The 18,423-nt window shown below is 73.0% G+C and carries 11 protein-coding genes; 7 read left to right on the forward strand and 4 right to left on the reverse strand.

The annotated features are described in order from the left end of the window. Positions 1-299: 299 nt before the first annotated feature. Complete coding sequence (locus tag ACWF94_RS10655; RefSeq protein WP_453486777.1) at positions 300-1,997, reverse strand: serine/threonine-protein kinase; 1,698 nt, start codon at positions 1,995-1,997, stop codon at positions 300-302. A gap of 677 nt (positions 1,998-2,674) precedes the next feature. Here ACWF94_RS10655 and ACWF94_RS10660 point away from each other — a divergent pair. The 5 genes from ACWF94_RS10660 to ACWF94_RS10680 all read left to right on the forward strand — a co-directional run bounded on the left by ACWF94_RS10660 (position 2,675) and on the right by ACWF94_RS10680 (position 11,870). Then, on the forward strand, positions 2,675-6,238 hold the full coding sequence (locus ACWF94_RS10660; RefSeq protein ID WP_453486780.1) for an FtsK/SpoIIIE domain-containing protein: 3,564 nt from the start codon (positions 2,675-2,677) through the stop codon (positions 6,236-6,238). 334 nt (positions 6,239-6,572) lie between these two features. Then, the gene (locus ACWF94_RS10665; protein ID WP_453486782.1) at positions 6,573-7,940 is read left to right on the forward strand and encodes an ABC transporter substrate-binding protein; all 1,368 of its coding nucleotides are present in this window, start codon (positions 6,573-6,575) and stop codon (positions 7,938-7,940) included. A 3-nt stretch (positions 7,941-7,943) separates the two neighbouring features. Next, positions 7,944-9,293 (forward strand): carbohydrate ABC transporter permease, encoded by a 1,350-nt coding sequence (locus tag ACWF94_RS10670; protein WP_453486784.1) that lies wholly within the window; start codon positions 7,944-7,946, stop codon positions 9,291-9,293. Continuing rightward, positions 9,290-10,171, forward strand: coding sequence for a carbohydrate ABC transporter permease (locus ACWF94_RS10675; RefSeq protein ID WP_453486787.1), 882 nt, complete (start codon positions 9,290-9,292; stop codon positions 10,169-10,171). Before ACWF94_RS10670 ends, ACWF94_RS10675 begins: the two co-directional genes overlap by 4 nt. 736 nt (positions 10,172-10,907) lie before the next feature. Further along, the gene (locus tag ACWF94_RS10680) at positions 10,908-11,870 is read left to right on the forward strand and encodes a DNA-3-methyladenine glycosylase family protein (protein WP_453486789.1); all 963 of its coding nucleotides are present in this window, start codon (positions 10,908-10,910) and stop codon (positions 11,868-11,870) included. Between the two features lie 24 nt (positions 11,871-11,894). Here the strand turns inward: ACWF94_RS10680 and ACWF94_RS10685 are convergent, their stop codons facing one another. From ACWF94_RS10685 to ACWF94_RS10695, 3 genes are read right to left on the reverse strand one after another with little or no spacing between them, the layout of a single operon-like run. After that, the gene (locus tag ACWF94_RS10685; RefSeq protein WP_453486792.1) at positions 11,895-13,187 is read right to left on the reverse strand and encodes a coenzyme F420-0:L-glutamate ligase; all 1,293 of its coding nucleotides are present in this window, start codon (positions 13,185-13,187) and stop codon (positions 11,895-11,897) included. Then, on the reverse strand, positions 13,184-14,140 hold the full coding sequence (cofD, locus tag ACWF94_RS10690; protein ID WP_453486795.1) for a 2-phospho-L-lactate transferase: 957 nt from the start codon (positions 14,138-14,140) through the stop codon (positions 13,184-13,186). The genes ACWF94_RS10685 and cofD overlap by 4 nt, the downstream gene beginning before the upstream one ends. 13 nt (positions 14,141-14,153) lie before the next feature. Next, positions 14,154-14,678: a cysteine dioxygenase gene (locus ACWF94_RS10695; protein WP_453486799.1), complete on the reverse strand. Its 525-nt coding sequence runs from the start codon at positions 14,676-14,678 to the stop codon at positions 14,154-14,156. 731 nt (positions 14,679-15,409) lie between these two features. Here ACWF94_RS10695 and ACWF94_RS10700 point away from each other — a divergent pair. Together ACWF94_RS10700 and ACWF94_RS10705 are read left to right on the forward strand one after the other, a co-directional pair. Beyond that, positions 15,410-15,673: a WhiB family transcriptional regulator gene (locus ACWF94_RS10700; protein WP_006348971.1), complete on the forward strand. Its 264-nt coding sequence runs from the start codon at positions 15,410-15,412 to the stop codon at positions 15,671-15,673. 502 nt (positions 15,674-16,175) lie between these two features. Further along, positions 16,176-18,423 (forward strand): glycosyltransferase family 2 protein (locus tag ACWF94_RS10705; RefSeq protein WP_453486802.1); only part of this gene is annotated, 2,248 nt, incomplete at its 3' end.

The following is an 18,423-nucleotide window of genomic DNA, read 5'->3' on the forward strand; positions in this document are numbered from 1 at the left end:
GATGGCGACGGGCCCTTCGGGTCCGTCGCCTGCCCACACCGTGCCGGCGCTGCCCCGCCCGAGGATCTGGTGGGCCGTGTACCGGCTGCCGATATTCCGTGCCAAGACTGCTCCCTCAGCGGCTGGCGTTGCCCATAAAGTACGCGGCTGTCCGGGATCTGTGGCCCCGGATGGCACCATCCTTCACTTCTCCGGGCCGAATCCGGCCGCAGAAGTCGACAAAACCACTCAGTCGGCTGGTGGAGCGTCGCCGGACGCGGCTCGCCGGACGCGGCTCGCCGGACGCGGTGGCTAGTGGGCTACTGGCCGGCCGGGGTGTCCCCCTGGCCCCCGGAGTCCGAGCCGCCGAGGTCCGAGATCCAGTCCGACGCCTTCGAGATGCCGTCGCCGATCGCGTCCCAGTAGCTCTTGCCCTCGGCGATCCAGCCCTGGAGCGGGGTCAGCTCCCAGATCAGCCAGCCGGCCACGACCAGCAGGGCGATCGAGACCAGACAGCCCTTGAGGCAGCCGAGGCCCGGGATGCGCACCGGGTTGGCGCTGCGCTGACGGCGCTGCCGTGGCTGGCTCGGGGCCGGTGGCTGAGGCTGCTGGGGCTGTGGTGGCTGAGGCTGCTGCGGTGGCGCGTACGGCTGGGGCGCGTACTGCTGCTGCCTCGGCGGGGGCTGGGGGCGCTGCTGCTGGTGGTGGGGCGGCGGGGCGTACTGCTGCTGTCCGTGCGGCGGCTGCTGCGGGGGGCGCTGCGGCTGGCGCTGCGGACGGCGCCGCAGCGGGTCCTGGCTCGGGTCGAGGTACTGGACCTGGGTCTGGTCGTTGCGGTCGCGGGCGGCCTGGAGCTGGGACTGCCAGGGGTGCGGGTCATCGGGCGACCCGGGGGTGCCGTCCGGGCGCGGCGGTACGGGCGCCATCACCGCGGTCGGGTCGGCGGCGCCGGGGCCTCCCGGGCCCCCGGGACCTCCCGGGCCTCCCGGGCCGGACGTCTGCTGCATCACGCTGGTCGCGGCGTTCGGATCGTACGAGCCCGCGTTGCTCGGCAGGACCTGGGTCGGGTCGGCCGCGCCCGGGGTGCCGGGGACCTGGGCGGGCGCGGGGTCGGGCGCGAGCAGGGCGGCGACCCCGAGGGCCGCGTCGACCTGCGCGGACGACGAGTGCACCCCGATGCCGGCGGCGACGGTGCGCAGCGCCCGCGCGAGATTCACCGCGCTGGGGCGCTCGCCCGGCTCCTTGCGCAGACAGCGCTCTATGACCGTCCACAGGGGCTCGGGGACGGTGGTGGGGCGGCGGGGCTCCTCGCTCAGATGGCGGTGGAGCACTTCGAGTGCGGTGCCCCCGGCGAACGGCGGACGGCCGGTGACCAGCTCGTACAGCAGAATGCCCGCGCCGTAGATATCGACGGCGGAGGTCTGCGGGCGGCCCTCGGCCGACTCGGGCGCGACATACGCGGGGGTGCCGACGAACTCGTGCGTACGGGTCAGGCCCGGGGAGTCCGCGAGGCGCGCGATGCCGAAGTCGGTCAGCATCGGGTGCATCTGGCCGTCGGCGTCGGTCTTGAGCAGGACGTTCGCCGGCTTGAGGTCGCGGTGGACGACGCCGTCGGCATGGCTGGCGGCGAGCGCGTCCGCGACCTGGGCGGTCAGCAGGGAGGCCGCGACCGGGGAGAACCGGCCGGCCTCCCGCAGATGGCGGTGCAGATCGGGGCCGTCGATCAGGTCCATGACGAGGGCGAGGAGATCGCCCTCCACGACCAGGTCCCGGGTCCGCACGATGTTCGGATGGGTGAGCCGGAGCAGGACGGAGCGCTCGCGCAGAAAGCGCATCACGACATCCGCGTCGTTGGCCAGCTCCTCCTTGAGGACCTTGATCGCGACCGTCTCGCCCGGCTGGCCGGGCACGGCCGCCTCGGCGCCCGCGGTCTCACGCTGGCGGGCACGCCAGACGGTGCCCGTGGCGCCGCGTCCGAGCGGCTCCTCCAGGAGGTACTTGCTGCCTACAGGCCGCACGTCATGCGCTCCCTGCTGATCGTGGTCCTTGCGTGGTCCGGGCCACGGTGGGTCCGCCCGGGTGTCCGACCCACTTTAATGCCGCCGTACGGGGCACCGGCCGGTTGTCCACAGGTCGTGTTCCGGTGTTGTCCACAGGTCTTGTGCCAGGTCTTGTGCCAGGTCTCGGGTCAACTCTTGTGTCAGGGCTCGTGCCGGTCGTATGTCAGTTGCGGACGGGTACGCGCCGGTGTGTACGGGTGTGTACCGGTCGTGCCGCCGCCGTCAGCGTCACGCGCCGATCACGCACCCGGCACGGCCCCGCCGCGCCCCCCGCGCGCTCCCGCCGACGGGCCGGAACGCGACCGCCGGGCCGTCGGCCGGGTTCGACAGGAAGACGCCGCCGCCCTGTGGATGGTTGCCGAACATTCGTGCCGTATGCAACACAGCTATTCGTGCCGTACGCAACACAGCGCTTCCGTACCAGGACCCAACCAGGCATTTTTCCGTCCGGACCGGATCAATCAAGATCACTTATGGGCGGTCCCCGGGCGTGTTGTCAGTGGCAGGTGCGAGGATGCCCTCAGCACGGAGCTGTGGGGGCGGGAGCCCTGTGGCGCGTGCCGACCTGTCGGGTGGGGGCGGTCCGAGGCGGTTCCCCTGCCGGGCACCCCGCGCAGAAGGGATTGCTGACGGCGATGCAGATCCGGCTGACCGTTCTCGCGCCGCGCGGCGGGCAGTCCGCGGCGGGACCCTCGTCGGCGGGACGCACCCCCGCGGGAGAGCCGCGCGCGGAGCCCACCGCCGGGTCGCGCGCTTCGGCCGGGTGTGCCTGCGATGTGCTGATCACCGCCCCCGCCGGGACGGCGCTGGCCGCCGTGGCATCGGGTCTGGCGACCGCCGTCGCGGGCGCTGATCCCTCGGGCGCCTCGGGTGCTTCGAGTAGCTCGGGCACCGCCGTGTTCTACGCGGGGCAGGAGCGGCTCGACGCCCAGCGGCGCACCCTGGGTGAGCCGCCGCTCATCGACGGGGCGGTGCTGTCGCTCCAGTTCCCCGGCTTCCCCGGCGCCGAGGAGTCACCGGCGGCGGACGCCCCCGCACAGCTCCATGTCGTCGCGGGCCCGGACGCGGGCGGGGTCCATCTGCTGCACGGCGGCCGGATCAGCATCGGCAGGTCCGCCGAAGCGGACGTCCCGCTGGACGACCCCGATGTCTCCCGGCTGCACTGCGCGGTGACCGTCGGCGAGGACGGCCGGGTCACCGTGGCGGACCTCGGCTCGACCAACGGCACCGCGCTGGACGGCAGGCCGGTGGGCCCCCGGCCGGTGCGGCTGCCCCGGGGAGCCCTGCTGCGGCTGGGCGAGTCTGCGCTCCGGCTGACGTCCGGCGACGGTACGGCACCGCTGCCGACGACCCCGGACGGCGAGGGACATCTGCGGATCCCGGCGGCCGTCTCCCCGGCAGCCGACTCCCCGGCGGGGGGCGGCGAAGCGCCCCACGGCCGGGCGGCGCCGGTCGCCGATGGCCCGGCGCACAGCACCTATGTACCGGGCGGCGGCACCTATGTGCCGGGCCCCGGGCCCGGCGGCTCCACGGCCCGTACGCCCGCGCACGGCACCCGTACCGGGACCGCGCCGGGGAGCGCCTCCCGCCGGGTGCCCGCCCAGTACGACCCCGCCGCCCGCACCACCGCGCGCGATGACGGCGCCCAAACCACGGCGTCCGGCCCCACCGCCCGCACCACCGCGCCCGACGACCGCGCCCGCACCACCGCGCCCGATGACGGCGTGCACTCCAGGGCGGCGGACGACTTCCGGGACGAGGCCCCCAGGGGTCCTGCCGACCCCGACGACGCCGGGGCGCGCGGCCGTCAGGGCACTCGGGTCACCCGCAAGCGGGGCATAGGCGCCTGGGCCCGGCGCTTCGCGGGCGGGCGGGAGGAGCGCGCGGACGACGCGGAGGAGTACTGGGCGCCCGAAGGGGCGGTGCCGGAGGCCGGGCCGTCGTTCGCCGCCGGGCCGCCCGTGGAGAGCTGGCCCGATCCCGCCGCCGTCCTGCTGACCGCGCTCGGCCCCGGGCCCCGGCTCTGGGAGCGGGGTCCCGGCCACCCCGAATCGCTGGTCCTGCGGCTCGGCACCACCGACCGGCACGGGCTGCCCTCCGTGCCGGTGACCGTCGGACTGAGGGAATCCGGTTCGCTCGGGCTCGCCGGACCCCGGGCGCGGCTCGCCGGGCTCGCCCGCTCGGCCGTCGCCCAGCTCGCCGCGCTGCACTCCCCCGCCGATCTGGAGATCGTGCTGATCAGCACGGACCGGGCGCGGAGCCTGGAGGAGCGCCGCGCCGAGTGGGCCTGGCTCGGCTGGCTGCCGCATCTGCGGCCCGCGCACGGCCAGGACTGCCGGCTCCTGCTGGCGTACGACCGCGATCAGGCCGCCGCCCGTACGGCCGAGCTGACCCGTCGGCTGGACGAAGGCCCGCTCGGTCCCGGCTGGCCGAGCGCCGACGCCGGAGCACTTACCGGAGCCGCCGCGCGGTACGACGGCGGGCGGACGGTCGTGATCCTCGACGGGGACCCCGGCTCCGCCGTACTGCGGGAGACGACCGCGCGGCTCGCGGGCGCGGGCCGGGCCGCCGGAATCCATCTCATAGCCCTGGCCGAGACCCCCGCCGCCTCGCCCCGGTCACCCGTCGCCGCGACCTACGAGGCCGGGTGCGCGGCCTCGCTCGCCTTCCGGGAGTGCGGGGCGGTCGCGATCCTGAGCGGCGATGTGGCCACCGCACTGCGGCTGCTGCGGACGGCGGGTGGCCTGCCCGCCGGGCACGGCACCCCGGCGGCGGTGGACGCCGTATCGGCGGCCTGGGCGGAGCGTTTCGGGCGCGCGCTGGCGCCGCTGCGCGCCGAGGGCTCGGGCACCGGCCCCGGCCGGGCGGCCCCGCTGCCCCGGACCGCGCGGCTGCTGGACGAACTGGGGCTCGCGCGGGCCACCCCCGCGTCCCTGATGGCGCGCTGGGCCTCGGCCCAGGACGCCTCCCGCACCGCCGACGCCACCGCGGTCATCGGCGCCGGTCCCCGGGGGCCGCTCGCCGTCGACCTCACCGATGAGGGGCCGCATCTGCTGATCGAGGGCCCGCCCGGCAGCGGCCGTACGGAGCTGCTGCGCTCCGTCGCCGCCTCGCTCGCCGCCGCCGACCGCCCCGACCGGCTCGGTCTGCTGCTGGTCGACGGATCGGGCGGCGAGCGCGGCGAAGGGCTCGCGGTCTGTACGGAGCTGCCGCATGTCACCGAGCATCTGGTGGCGAGCGACCCCCTGCGGATGCGGGCGTTCGCCCAGGCCCTCGGCGCCGAGCTGAAGCGGCGCGCGGAGCTGCTGGGGAGTGCGGGGTTCGCCGAGTGGCACACCGGGCGGGAGGTCGCGGACCGGATGGTGGGCCCCCGGCCGCCGCTGGCCGCCGAGCAGTCCGGCGGGCGTCCGGACCCGCGCGGCCCCTTCGACGCCGCGTCCCGCGCCGATCCGTACGCGTCGCCCCGCAGCGACCCGCATCCACAGCAACAGTCGCAGTCGCAGTCGCAGTCGCAGGGTGCGTATCCGCAGTCCCGGGGCGGGTACGACCACTCCGCGCGGGCCGAGGCGCACGCCTCGTCGCGCGGGGACGTGGAATCGCCGTCGAGCGCGACGCTCCGGCTGCGCCCGGGGGGCCGCAGGGCCGCGTCCGCCGCGACCGCCGAGCGGCCCCTGCCCCGGCTGGTGGTCCTGGTCGACGACTTCGACGCGCTGGTGGCCCCGGCGCTCGGCAGCACCGGACGTCCGGCGGCCGGCTCGGTCGTCCGGGCGCTGGAGGCCGTGGCCAGGGACGGCGGACGGCTCGGTGTGCATCTGGTGGCGACCTCGGGGCGACCCGACCGTACGGCCGATACGGAGCTGGCGCGGGGGGCCCGGCTGCGGGCGGTGCTGGATGTGCCGCCCTCGGCCGCCGGACCGGACGATCCGGCTCCGGGACGGGGCAGGCTCGGGCACCCGGACGGGCGGGTGACCCCCTTCCAGGGCGGCCGGGTGACGGGACGCATACCGCGTACGGCGACGCTGCGCCCCACCGTGGTGCCGCTGGAGTGGGAGCGTATGGGCGACCCGCCCACCCGCAGGCCCGTTCGCGAGCTGGGCAACGGGCCGACGGATCTGGCGCTGCTCGCCAGTGCGCTGGAGCGGGCCGCGCGTTCGGTGGACGCGGTGCCGCTGGCCCCGCTCTCCCCCGCGCACCCGTGACCCGTGCACCCGCGCACCCGCGCACCCGTGGCCCATGGACGTATCCCGTGACCCGTGTCCCGTATCCCGTGACCTGATTGCGGCCCATGAGGCCGGCCGGACCCGCGCGCGCCCGTGAACCGCGCGGCTCCACCCCGTATGACCGCACACCCGCACAACTCCCGCACCCATGACTCGCCGTGGCGTATCTCCGCCCGCGTCCCCCTGTGGTACAACAGCGCGTCACAGGGGGTCACGAAAGGCTCTCGGGTGCCCCGTACGGTATTGCGGCCCCTTAAGGCCGGGCGTACACCTGTCGGACAACTGGACAGCGCACGGGAGAGACGGGGCAGAGATGCACACAACTCGTCACACGGCACGGACACGCAGTACGGGCAGGGCCGCAGTCGTCTTCGCCGCCATCGGCGCCCTCGCCGTCACCGGCTGCGGCGACAGCGACAACAAGGACGAACCGGGCGGGAGCAAGGAGTCCGCGTCGGCCGTTCAGCTTCCCAAGCTGGCCGGAGAGAAGATCGAGGTCGCCGCGGTCTGGAGCGGCCCCGAACAGCAGAACTTCGTCAAGGTACTGGACGAGTTCGAGAAGCGGACCGGGGCGACGGTCACCTTCGTCCCCGCCCAGGACCCGATCGTCAACTTCCTCGGCACGAAGATCGCGGGCGGCAGTCCCCCCGATGTGGCGATGCTGCCGCAGCCGGGCGCCATCCAGCAGGCCGTACAGCGTAAATGGGCCAAACCGGTCGGCGCGGAGGCCAAGGCCCAGCTCGCGAAGAACTACTCGATGGGCTGGCAGCGGACCGGCCAGGTCAACGGCGAGCAGTACGGCGTCTACTACAAGGCGTCCAACAAGTCCCTGGTCTGGTACAACAACGCTGCCTTCGAGAACGCGGGGGCGAAGGAGCCGAAGACCTGGAAGGACTTCCTCGCCACCGCCGAGACGATCTCCGCCTCCGGTGTCACTCCCGTCTCGGTCGCGGGCGCCGACGGCTGGACCCTCACCGACTGGTTCGAGAACATCTATCTCTCCCAGGCCGGGCCCCAGAAGTACGACCAGCTCGCCAAGCACACCATCAAATGGACCGACCCGTCGGTGACGGCGGCGCTGACCACCCTCGCCGAGCTGTTCGGCAAGCCGGAACTGATCGCGGGCGGCGCCGACGGCGCGCTCCAGACCGAGTTCCCGGCATCCGTCACCCAGACCTTCACCGGGGGCGCCGAGCCCAAGGGCGCGATGGTCTTCGAGGGTGACTTCGCGACGGTCAACATCGCGCAGACCAAGGCGAAGATCGGTACGGACGCGAAGGTGTTCCCGTTCCCCGCCGTCGGCGCGGAGGCCCCGGTGGTGACGGGCGGGGACGCGGCCGTCGCGCTCACGGACAGCAAGGGCGCGCAGGCGCTGCTGACCTTCCTCGCCTCCCCGGACGCGGCGAAGATCTCGGCCGCCGCGGGCGGGTTCATCTCCCCGAACAAGGCGCTGGACCTCGCCGCGTACCCCAATGACGTACAGCGCGATATCGCCAAGGCGCTGATCGACGCGGGCGACGACTTCCGCTTCGACATGTCGGACCAGATGCCGCAGTCGTTCGGCGGGACTCCGGGGAAGGGCTTCTGGAAGGCGCTCCAGGACTTCCTCAAGAACCCCAAGAACGTCGCCGGGACCCAGCGGCAGCTGGAGTCCGACGCCGCCAAGGCGTACAAGAGCTGACCGGTGGCCACCGCGGCGAGCGCGGGGGGCCCGGTCCGCCCGGGCCCCTCCGACGGCAAACGCAAGAGCGTGACAGGCACACGTAAATTCCTCGCGGCCGGCTTTCTGCTGCCCGCGCTGGTGCTGCTGGGCGCGCTCGTGGTCTACCCGATCGGGTACTCGCTCTACCGGTCCTTCTTCGACCAGTCCGGCTCTGGGTTCGCCGGATTCGACAACTACAAGGAGATCTTCACCGAGGACAGCATCCGCACCGCGGTGAAGAACAACGCGATCTGGGTCGTCGTCGCCCCCACCGTCGCGACGGCGCTCGGGCTGATCTTCGCCGTACTGACCGAACGCATCCGCTGGGGCACCGCGTTCAAACTCGTCGTCTTCATGCCGATGGCGATCTCGATGCTCGCGGCGGGCATCATCTTCCGGCTGGTGTACGAGCAGGATCCCGAGCGGGGCGTCGCCAACGCGGTCTGGGTGGGCGTGCACGACACCTTCGCCGAGTCCGCCGGATTCCCCCGGGCCCGTCCGCTGCCGGTCCATCCGCTGAAGGCCGGTGGCGGCGGGGCCTTCGTGACCAAGGAGCCGGTACGGGCCGGGGCCGAGGTCCTTCTGCCGCTGGTGGGCGTCCCGCCCGCGAAGATGCCGTCGGACGCCGGGACCGCGAAGGCGGCGGAACCGGACGACGGGCGGATCACCGGCACCGCCTGGCTGGACTTCACCCGGGGCGGCGGCGGGACACCCAACACCATCGACGCCGAGGAGCTGGGGCTCAAGGGCATCAAGGTCGAGGCCGTCAGAAACGGCGAGGTCGTGGCGTCGGCGCGGGCCGGTGCGGACGGTACGTTCTCGCTGCCCGCGTCGGCGGACGGGGCCGTACTGCGGCTGCCCGGCGAGAACTTCCGGGAACCGTACAACGGGGTCAACTGGCTCGGCCCCTCGCTGGTGACCCCGGCGATCATCGGCAGCTATGTGTGGATGTGGGCCGGTTTCGCGATGGTCCTCATCGCGGCGGGACTCGCGAGCGTGCCACGAGAACTCCTGGAGGCCGCCCGGATGGACGGCGCCAACGAGTGGCAGGTCTTCCGCCGGGTGACCGTGCCGCTGCTCGCGCCCGTGCTGGCGGTGGTCCTGGTCACCCTGATGATCAACGTCCTGAAGATCTTCGACCTCGTCTACATCATCGCGCCCGGGTCGTCGCAGGACGATGCCAATGTGCTGGCCCTCCAGCTCTACCGCTCGTCGTTCGGCACGGATTCCCATCTGGGGATCGGCAGCGCGATCGCCGTGCTGCTGCTGTTGCTGGTGATCCCGGTGATGTTCTTCAACATCCGCCGGATGCGAAGGGAGAGCCGCCGATGACCACGACCGACGGTGTGGTGAAGGCCAAGCAGTCCCTCGCGGCCAGGATCGCGGCGCGCACCGGGGGCGGGGCGATGCGGGTGTTCCTGATCCTGGTGGGCCTCTTCTGGCTGATGCCGACGTTCGGGCTGCTGATCTCCTCCCTGCGCAGCTCGTCCGACATCGCCGGCAGCGGCTGGTGGAAGGTCTTCACCGCCCCCGCGCAGGTCACCACCGACAACTACTCCCGGCTCCTCAAGAACGAGGCGATCACCGACTCCCTCCTCTCCAGCGTGCTCATCACCGTCCCGGCGACCCTCCTGGTGGTCGGCATCGGCGCCCTCGCGGGCTACGCCTTCGCCTGGATGGAGTTCCCGGGCCGCGACTGGTGGTTCATGGTGGTCGTCGGGCTGCTGGTGGTGCCCGTGCAGGTCGCCCTCGTCCCGGTGTCGGAACTGTTCGGCAAGATCGGGATCTTTGAGACGACGATCGGGGTGATCCTCTTCCATGTCGCCTTCGGGCTGCCGTTCGCGATCTTCCTGCTGCGGAACTTCTTCGCGGAGATCCCGCGCGAGCTGATGGAGGCGGCGCGGCTGGACGGAGCGGGTGAGCTGCGGCTCTTCGCCCGCGTCGTGATGCCGCTGGGCGCGCCGGCGATCGCCTCCCTCGGGATCTTCCAGTTCCTCTGGGTGTGGAACGACATGCTCGTCGCCCTGATCTTCGCCGACTCGGAGAGCGCGCCCATCACCGTGGCGCTCCAGCGTCAGGTCAGGCAGTTCGGCAACAACATCGATGTGCTGGCGCCCGGGGCGTTCGTCTCGATGATCATCCCCCTGGCGGTCTTCTTCGCCTTCCAGAAACAGTTCGTGTCGGGGGTGATGGCGGGGGCGGTCAAGTAGCCCCCTCCTCCAGTACGACCACGGTCCCCGCACAGACGCCAGGTACGCGGGGGGTGCCTGTGCGGGGCCGTGGTTCTGGTTCTGGGCACGTGGGGGCTGGGGCCGGCGGTGCGGGGTCTTGGGCTGGGCCCGGGCCCGTTCGGGGCTGGGGCCCGCTGTGCGGTGCGGGGCCATGGGCTGAGCCCGGGCCCGTTCGGGGCTGGGGCCGGGGTCCGCTCCGGGGTCACGTCGGGACTGCACGATTTACGGCGCGTTTCGGGCCCTTGCGAGTGGCAGGCCCTTCAGCGCCACAAATCACGCTTTACGTCCCGACGCCACCCCTGCGCGTCCCCCTCCCGGTCCGGTTCCGCGTGTCCCCTTCCCGGTCGGGTTCCGCTGGGGGCTGGCCGCGCAGAACCAGGTCCTGAACACCCAGCCCCTCGGGCGGCACATCCAGCCCCTCCGGCGGGCAAATTCAGCCCCGCCGGCGTTTGAGGCGCGGGGTGTGGGGCAGCGCCCCGCCGGACGGCCCGGGCCCGGGCAAGGACCGCGCACTCAGGGGCCCGCCCGCCAGGGGGCTGGCCGCGCAGAACCAGGTCCTGAAATCCAGCCCCTCCGGCGGGCAAGTCCAGCCCCGCCGGCGTTTGAGGCGCGGGTGTGGGGCAGCGCCCCGCTGGAGCGCCCGCGCGGGGCGGACCGCTCGCACACCGCCGCCCCCGACCGCATACGCTCGGGGGACCCGGCCCCGAGGAACCCCGTGTCAGGACGCTTCGCTCCCCGCCCCACCCCCCACCGCACCCCCCGCCCCGCCACCAGCGCGCACACCCGCGCCTGGGCGCCCCCCGCCCCGCTGGACCTGGGACTCGTTCTCCGCCCGCTGCGCAGGGGCCCCGCCGACCCCACGTTCCGTACGGCATCCGACGGGTCGGTCTGGCGGGCCAGCCGCACCCCCGAGGGGCCCGGCACGATCAGGGTGGCCATGCGGGGCGGTAAGGCGGAGGCCGAGGCGTGGGGGCCAGGGGCGAAGTGGCTGCTGGAGGGGATGCCGGGGCTGCTCGGGGAGGGCGACGACCCCGACGCGTTCATCCCCCGCCACCGCCTGGTCGCGCAAGCCCGGCACCGCCGACCCGGGCTGCGCCTCACCCGCACCGGACTGGTGCTGGAGTCGCTGATCCCGTCGATCCTGGAGCAGAAGGTGACGACGGACGAGGCGTACCGGGCCTGGCGGCTCCTGGTGCGCGGGCACGGGGAGCCGGCGCCCGGCCCGGACCCCCGGCTGTTCGTGATGCCCGAGCCCCGGACCTGGGCGCTCATCCCGTCCTGGGAGTGGCACCGCGCGGGCGTCGACAACAAACGCGCCTCCACGATCCTGCGCGCGGTCCGGGTCGCCCGGCGGCTGGAGGAGGCCGCCGCGATGGCACCGGCCGAGGCCCAGGCACGCCTGGAGCTGATCCCCGGCATCGGGCCCTGGACGTCCGCCGAGACCGTGCAGCGCAGCAACGGCGCTCCCGACGCCGTCACGGTCGGCGATCTGCATCTGCCGGGCATCGTCGGCTACGCGCTCGCGGGCGACCGGTACGCGGACGACGCCGCGATGCTCGAACTCCTCGCCCCCTACGCGGGCCAGCGCCACCGCGCCACCCGCTTCATCCTGCTGAGCGGCCGCACCCCCGCGCGCCGTAAGCCGAAGATGCCGCACACGGACATCGCCCTGCTCTGAGGGCCTCACCGCACGACAGGACCGCTAGCGGACCTCGATGAACGCGGACGCCTCCCGTACGGGCCGCGTCCTCGGCGGTACGGCCGCGTGCCCCACCGCCACCACCCCCATCGGGTCCCAGGTGCCGGGCAGCCGCAGCACCTCCCGTACGACGTCGCGGCAGAACATCGTCGATGACACCCACGCCGAACCGAGCCGCTCGCCCGCCAGCGCCACCAGGAAGTTCTGCACGCCCGCGCCGGTCGCGACGACGAACATCTCGCGTTCGGCGGTATCGCGCCGCTCGTCCCCGTAGTGGTGCGAGCCGTCCATCACCAGACAGGGGACGGCGAGATACGGGGCGTTCCGCAGCACATCGCCCCGGCGCACCCGCTTGGCGATGGAGTCGGCGGACTTGCCGTCCCGGCGCAGATCCGCGATCCACGCCTCACGCATCGCGTCCAGCAGTTCTGTACGGGACGCGGCGGATTCGAGGAGGACGAAACGCCAGGGGGTGGTGTGGTGCGGCGCGGGCGCGGTGACGGCGGCGGCGACCGCGCGGCGCACCGCGCCCGGGTCCACCGGCTCGTCCGTGAACTCCCGTACGGTACGGCGCTGCGTGACCGCTTCCCGGACCGCCTCGGACGTACCGAGCCGGAACATGTCCTCGGCCGCGTCCCGCACCATCGCGCGGGCGCCCCCGGGCAGGTCGCCCACCAGGTGCCCAAGACCGCGTACCACGGCGACCGGCAGCCCCGCCGACTTGCCCTTGACCAGATCACCGGCGGCGGCCAGCTCATCGGCGGTGGCGACGACGGTGGTGCTCAGCTCATTGCCGTGGGAGTCCGCCCCGCCGCGCAGATCGTCGAGGACCCGTACGCCCGCGGCGCCGATCGCGACATCGGTGAGCCCGTTGCGCCAGGGCCGTCCGAAGGTGTCGGTGACGATGACCCCGACATCCACCCCGAGCGTCGACCGCAGCTCCTCGCGGATCGCCCGCGCCGAGGCGTCGGGGTCGGCGGGCAGCAGCAGCACCGTCCCGGCGGGTGTGTTGGAGGCGTCGACTCCGGCGGCGGCCATCACCAGGCCCTGCCGGTTCTCGACGATACGCAGCGGACCGCGCCGCGCCACCACCCGTACCGTCTCGGCTTCGATGGCGGCCTCGCGGTCGTCCGCCGCGACGACGCGCCCCTCCGCCTTGCTCACTATCTTGGAGGTGATGAGCAGGATGTCGCCGTCGACCAGTTCCGGCTCGGAGGCGGCGATCAGCTTGGCGACATCGTCGCCCGGCCGGACCTCCGGCAGTCCGGTCAGGGCGTGTACCCGGTAGGAGGTCATGCCCTGACCTCCTCGGCCAGGGCGAGCGCCTGCCGCGCCATCTCGGCCGCCGCGCCGACGTCGGTCATCAGCAGCGGTACGGCCCGGCAGCGGATGCCCGCGCCCTCGACCTCCCCGACGACGCCCGCGTCCACGGTGTCCACGAGCCAGCCGTCCAGCAGCCCGGAGCCGTAGTGCGAGGCGACCGCCGAGGCCGTCGCCTCCACACCGACGGCGGCGAGCACCTTGTCCGCCATCCCGCGCACGGGCGCGTCCCCGACGATGGGGGACAGGCCCACCACCGGCACACCCGCATCGGCGATGGCCTCGCGGATGCCGGGCACGGCGAGGATGGTGCCGACGCTGACGACCGGGTTCGACGGCGGGAAGAGGATCACATCGGCGGCGGCGATCGCCTCCAGCACCCCGGGCGCGGGCTTCGCCTGCTCGGCGCCGACGGGCACGACCGCCTCGGCGGGCACGGACGCCCGCAGTCTCACCCAGTACTCCTGGAAGTGGATGACCTTCCGCTCGCCCTCGATCTCGACGGCGACATGGGTCTCGACCCGGTCGTCGGACATCGGCAGCAGCCGTACGCCCGGGTTCCAGCGGGTGCAGAGCGCCTCGGTGACGGCGCTGAGCGGGTACCCGGCGGAGAGCATCTGGGTCCGTACGATATGGGTCGCGAAGTCCCGGTCGCCGAGGCCGAACCACTCCGGGCCCACGCCGTAGGCGGCCAGCTCCTCCTTGACCCGGAAGCTCTCGTCCGTACGGCCCCAGCCCTGCTCCTCGTTGATGCCCCCGCCGAGCGTGTACATCACGGTGTCGAGGTCGGGGCAGACCTTCAGTCCGAACAGATGGATGTCGTCACCGGTGTTCCCGATCACGGTGATGTCCGCTTCGGGCGCGGCCTGCTGAAGACCGCGCAGAAAACGGGCGCCACCGATACCGCCGGCCAGAACCAAGATGCGCATACACAGCAGTTTGTCAGGCCGTGAGGAGGTCCTGGGCAGCCGGGGAGCTTCCCTGGCATTCCGCGTGGGGGACCCCGGAGGTGTGCATGGGCATCTCGGTCAGTCCCGGGTAGTAGATGTGCAGCGAGACGGCCGGTTCGAGCGAGTCATTGACCACTTCGTGCACATATCCGGGGGCGAACACCCGCTGCGCACCGGTCGTCAGCTCTCTGGAGGCCCGCCGGGTGTGCTCGGTCAGGGCGCCCCCGAGGACGGTGAGCACCCCGGACGACGGTCCGTGATCGTGCTGCCCGCTGCGCTGGCCGGGCAGCCAGGACAGCAGCCACACCTCAAAGCCGGGCCCGGTGCGCAGCCGGTGGTACCAGCGGCTGGTGGCGTCGTACTCGATGAGAGGCGACCACTGCGCGCGGTCGGCGGCGATGGTACGGGCGAGGCCGGCGAATTCGGCGACGGTGGCCGGGTGTTCGGGCGCGGGCCGGAGCAGGTGCTGTACGGCGAGGATGTCCCCGGCGATCTGGAGGTCGCTGTCGTTGTTCATGGCTGCGGTGTTTCCTCGGCGGGAACGAGTCGAGCGGTGCACGGGCGTCGCGGACATACGGACGGGGCCGCATACGCGGAAGAAGCGGAAGAAAGCAGGGGTGACGCAGAACGCGGAGAAATGCTGGAGCCGACTAGGGCATCAACAGCTGGAACAGCGGCAACAGCGGGCCTGGACAGCGATACGGAACCCCGACCGGTCCGTGCCGGGGGTCGCGAAAGGCGCTGAGGCTGCTGGCATGCACCCACAGTGACGGGTGAGTGTCTTTGATGTCAACTCAATGACCGATTTGGCGGCAATGTTTCACCTCATCCGGTTACGGAGGGCGGAGAAAGGTTTATGCAGTCGATCGCGGGGAGACAAGGCGCACAACTGTGCTTGTCGCGCCGCCCCGACCGCCGGTGGACGCCGCCTCGGTCCGTGATCGGACTGTGATCCGGATCGCTTCAGTGGCTCGATCGCAACAAGATCGGGCCCTGTGTCGTCTTCCCTGGTGAGAAGGGAGGAGCGAGAGGGCGCGGGCAGGCCGCTGGCATGTGTCAGGTTTTTGGTGATTTGAACACTTTCCGCATAGCCTTGGTTCCGCAGAGTGAATACGGGGCCCAATAGCAGATCTCCACTTGACTGGCCCGGATCCACGCACTTGTAATTTCACTCGTGTCGTTCGGCCGAAATCGATCACGGCAACATCGGCAACATCACGGGGACGCAAAGACAGACGAGGGGCGCACATGACCGAGCTGTTCGAACAACTGCTGGTCGAGGACGCGGACGACGAAATCGGCTGGCAGGAGCGCGCGTTGTGCGCGCAGACCGATCCCGAGTCCTTCTTCCCCGAAAAAGGCGGTTCCACCCGCGAGGCGAAAAAAGTCTGCCTAGCCTGTGAAGTCCGGTCGGAATGCCTTGAGTACGCGCTCGCCAACGACGAGCGATTCGGTATCTGGGGCGGCCTGTCCGAGCGTGAGCGGCGCCGGCTGAAGAAGGCCGCCGTCTGAACACCGAACGGATATCCGGCCCCGGACCGGTCCACACCGGCCACTCCATCCTCCACGGTCCGCCGCCTGCGTTTTCTTCCGCACCCGGCGGACCGCTTCCCTTCCCGTTCCCTTCCCGCCGCCCCGCCCGCCGCGCTGACTGACCGCACGTCAGCACCCGGTGCCCTGGTGCCCTGGCCCGGCGGGCCGGCCCGTGTGCCGGCCGCCCCGACCGGCCGTCGGTAGCTGAGCCCCGGCCGCCCGCACGCCCCGCCGTGTTCCGGCCGTCCGTGCACCCCGCTGTGTTCCGTACGCCCGTACGCCCTGCCGTGTTCCGGCCGCCGATACGCCCGTACGCACCGCGAGCGGTGGAGCGCCCCGGAGCGCCCGCCGCCCCTGCGGGTATCCGGTTCCACCACCCCACTTGGGACCCCGCCGCCGATTCCTACCGTTAGTGTGGCCCCGTCCCAGACCCTCAGCGCCCCCGCGGGGGGCGACGCCCGGCCGGAGGGCCCGTACCTCAATGTCCGCCACCACAGCCGCGTTCACCGCCGCGCGTCCGCCGGAGTTCCCCCGGCACGTCGTCACCGCCGTACTCGTCTCGCACGACGGCGCCCGCTGGCTCCCCGACGTCGTCGCCGGACTCCTCGGCCAGGAACGCCCCGTACAGAACGCCATTGCCGCCGACACCGGCAGCGCCGACGACTCCGCGCGGCTGCTCACCGAAGCGCTCGGCGCCGAGCGGGTGCTGCATCTGGCACGCCGTACCGGCTTCGGTACGGCCGTCGACGAGGCCGTACGCACCGCGGGTGTCCTCACCCCCGACGACCTGCCCTATCTGAAGCGGCCCAGCGGCTGGGACCCCGTCACCAGGACCTGGCAGGACGAGGCGTACGACATGCCCGAACTGCCCCACGGCGAACCGGTGCAGTGGCTGTGGCTCCTCCACGACGACAGCGCGCCCGAACCAGGGGCCCTCGCCGAACTGCTGCGGGTCGTGGACGCCGACCCGCACGCCGCGATCGCCGGACCCAAGCTGCGCGGCTGGTACGACCGCAGACAACTCCTCGAAGCGGGCGTCTCCATCGCCAACAGCGGACGCCGCTGGACCGGCCTGGACCGGCGCGAGCAGGACCAGGGACAGCACGACCAGGTCCGCACCGTACTGTCCGTGTCCTCGGCCGGCATGCTGGTGCGCCGCGAAGTCTTCGAACAGCTCGGCGGCTTCGACCGCCGCCTGCCCCTCATGCGCGACGACGTCGACCTGTGCTGGCGTGCCCACTCCGCGGGCCACCGGGTCCTCATCGCCCCCGACGCCGTCCTGCGGCACGCCGAGGCCGCCGCCCGCGAACGCCGTACGGTCGACTGCGCGGGCCGCTCCGTCGCCAGCCCCCACCGTGTCGACAAGGCCGGGGCCGTCCACACCCTCCTGACCAACGCCCGGGGCGTGACGCTCCCGTACGTCCTGCTGCGGATCGTCGTCGGCACCCTGCTGCGCACCCTGGCCTATCTCCTCGGCAAGGCGCCCGGCCAGGCCGTCGACGAGGTCATGGGGCTCTTCGCCGTACTGCTGCGGCCCGAACGCGTACTCGCCGGACGGCGGAAGCGGGCCGCCGCCCGGACGGTCGACGGCGGCGAACTGCGGTCCCTGTTCCCGCCGGCCGGCGCCACCGTCCGCGCCACCGCCGAGCAGATCGCGAGCCATTTCGGCAGCAGGACCGACACCGACGCGGGCGGCTCCCGGCACGGCGCGGTGGAGTCGGGGCCAGGCGACGACGACGCCGACTTCCTGGAGGTCGAGCAGTTCTCCCGGCTGAAGAAGATCGCGCGCAGGCCCGCGCCCGTACTCTTCGCGCTGCTGCTGGTCGTCTCCCTCATCGCCTGCCGCGACCTGTTCGGCGGCGGCTCGCTCGCCGGGGGCGCGCTGCTGGCGGCCCCCGAGGACGTCTCCGACCTCTGGGCACGCCACACCAGCGGCTGGCACCCCATCGGCACCGGCGGCACCCAGACCGAGCCGCCGTATCTCGCCGTCCTGGCAGCCCTGTCCACGCTCTTCTTCGGCTCCACCGGCTTCGCCCTGACCCTGCTGCTCGTCTGCTCGGTCCCGCTCGCCGGACTCACCGCCTACTTCGCCTCCCGGCCGCTGGTCCACTCCCGGCTGCTGCGGGCCTGGGCGAGCGTCGCGTACGCCTTTCTGCCCGCCGCCACCGGAGCGCTCGCCACCGGCCGGCTCGGCACCGCGGTCCTCGCGATCCTGCTGCCGCTCATCGCCCGCGCCGCCGTCGCCGCGCACGGATTCGACCACGGCGGGCGGGGGAGCTGGCGTGCCGTCTGGACGTACGCCCTGCTGCTGACGTTCGCCACGGCCTTCACCCCGGTCGTCTGGCCGCTCGCCGCCGCCCTCGGCGCCGGCGCGCTCGTCCTGCGCCGCGACGACATCGCGGGCCACGGCCCGCGCATCCTCGCCGTCGCCGCCACCCCGCTGATCGTGCTCGCGCCCTGGTCACTGACGCTGCTCACCGACCCGGCCGCCCTCTTCCGCGAGGCCGGACTCGACCTCGGCGCGGGGGCCGCGTCCGCGACCGACCTCCTCGGCATCAGCCCCGGCGGGCCGAAGGCGTTCGGCGGCCTGCTCCTGGTCGGTGTCGTCCTGGCCGCGCTCGCCGCCCTGCTGCGCGACGGGCGGCAGTTCACCATCCGCGTCGCCTGGACGGTCGCCCTGGCCGGGCTGGTCGTCGCGGTCCTGGCCAACCGCTCCGGCTGGGCCGGAC

This window comes from Streptomyces sp. NPDC055078, from assembly GCF_053607985.1.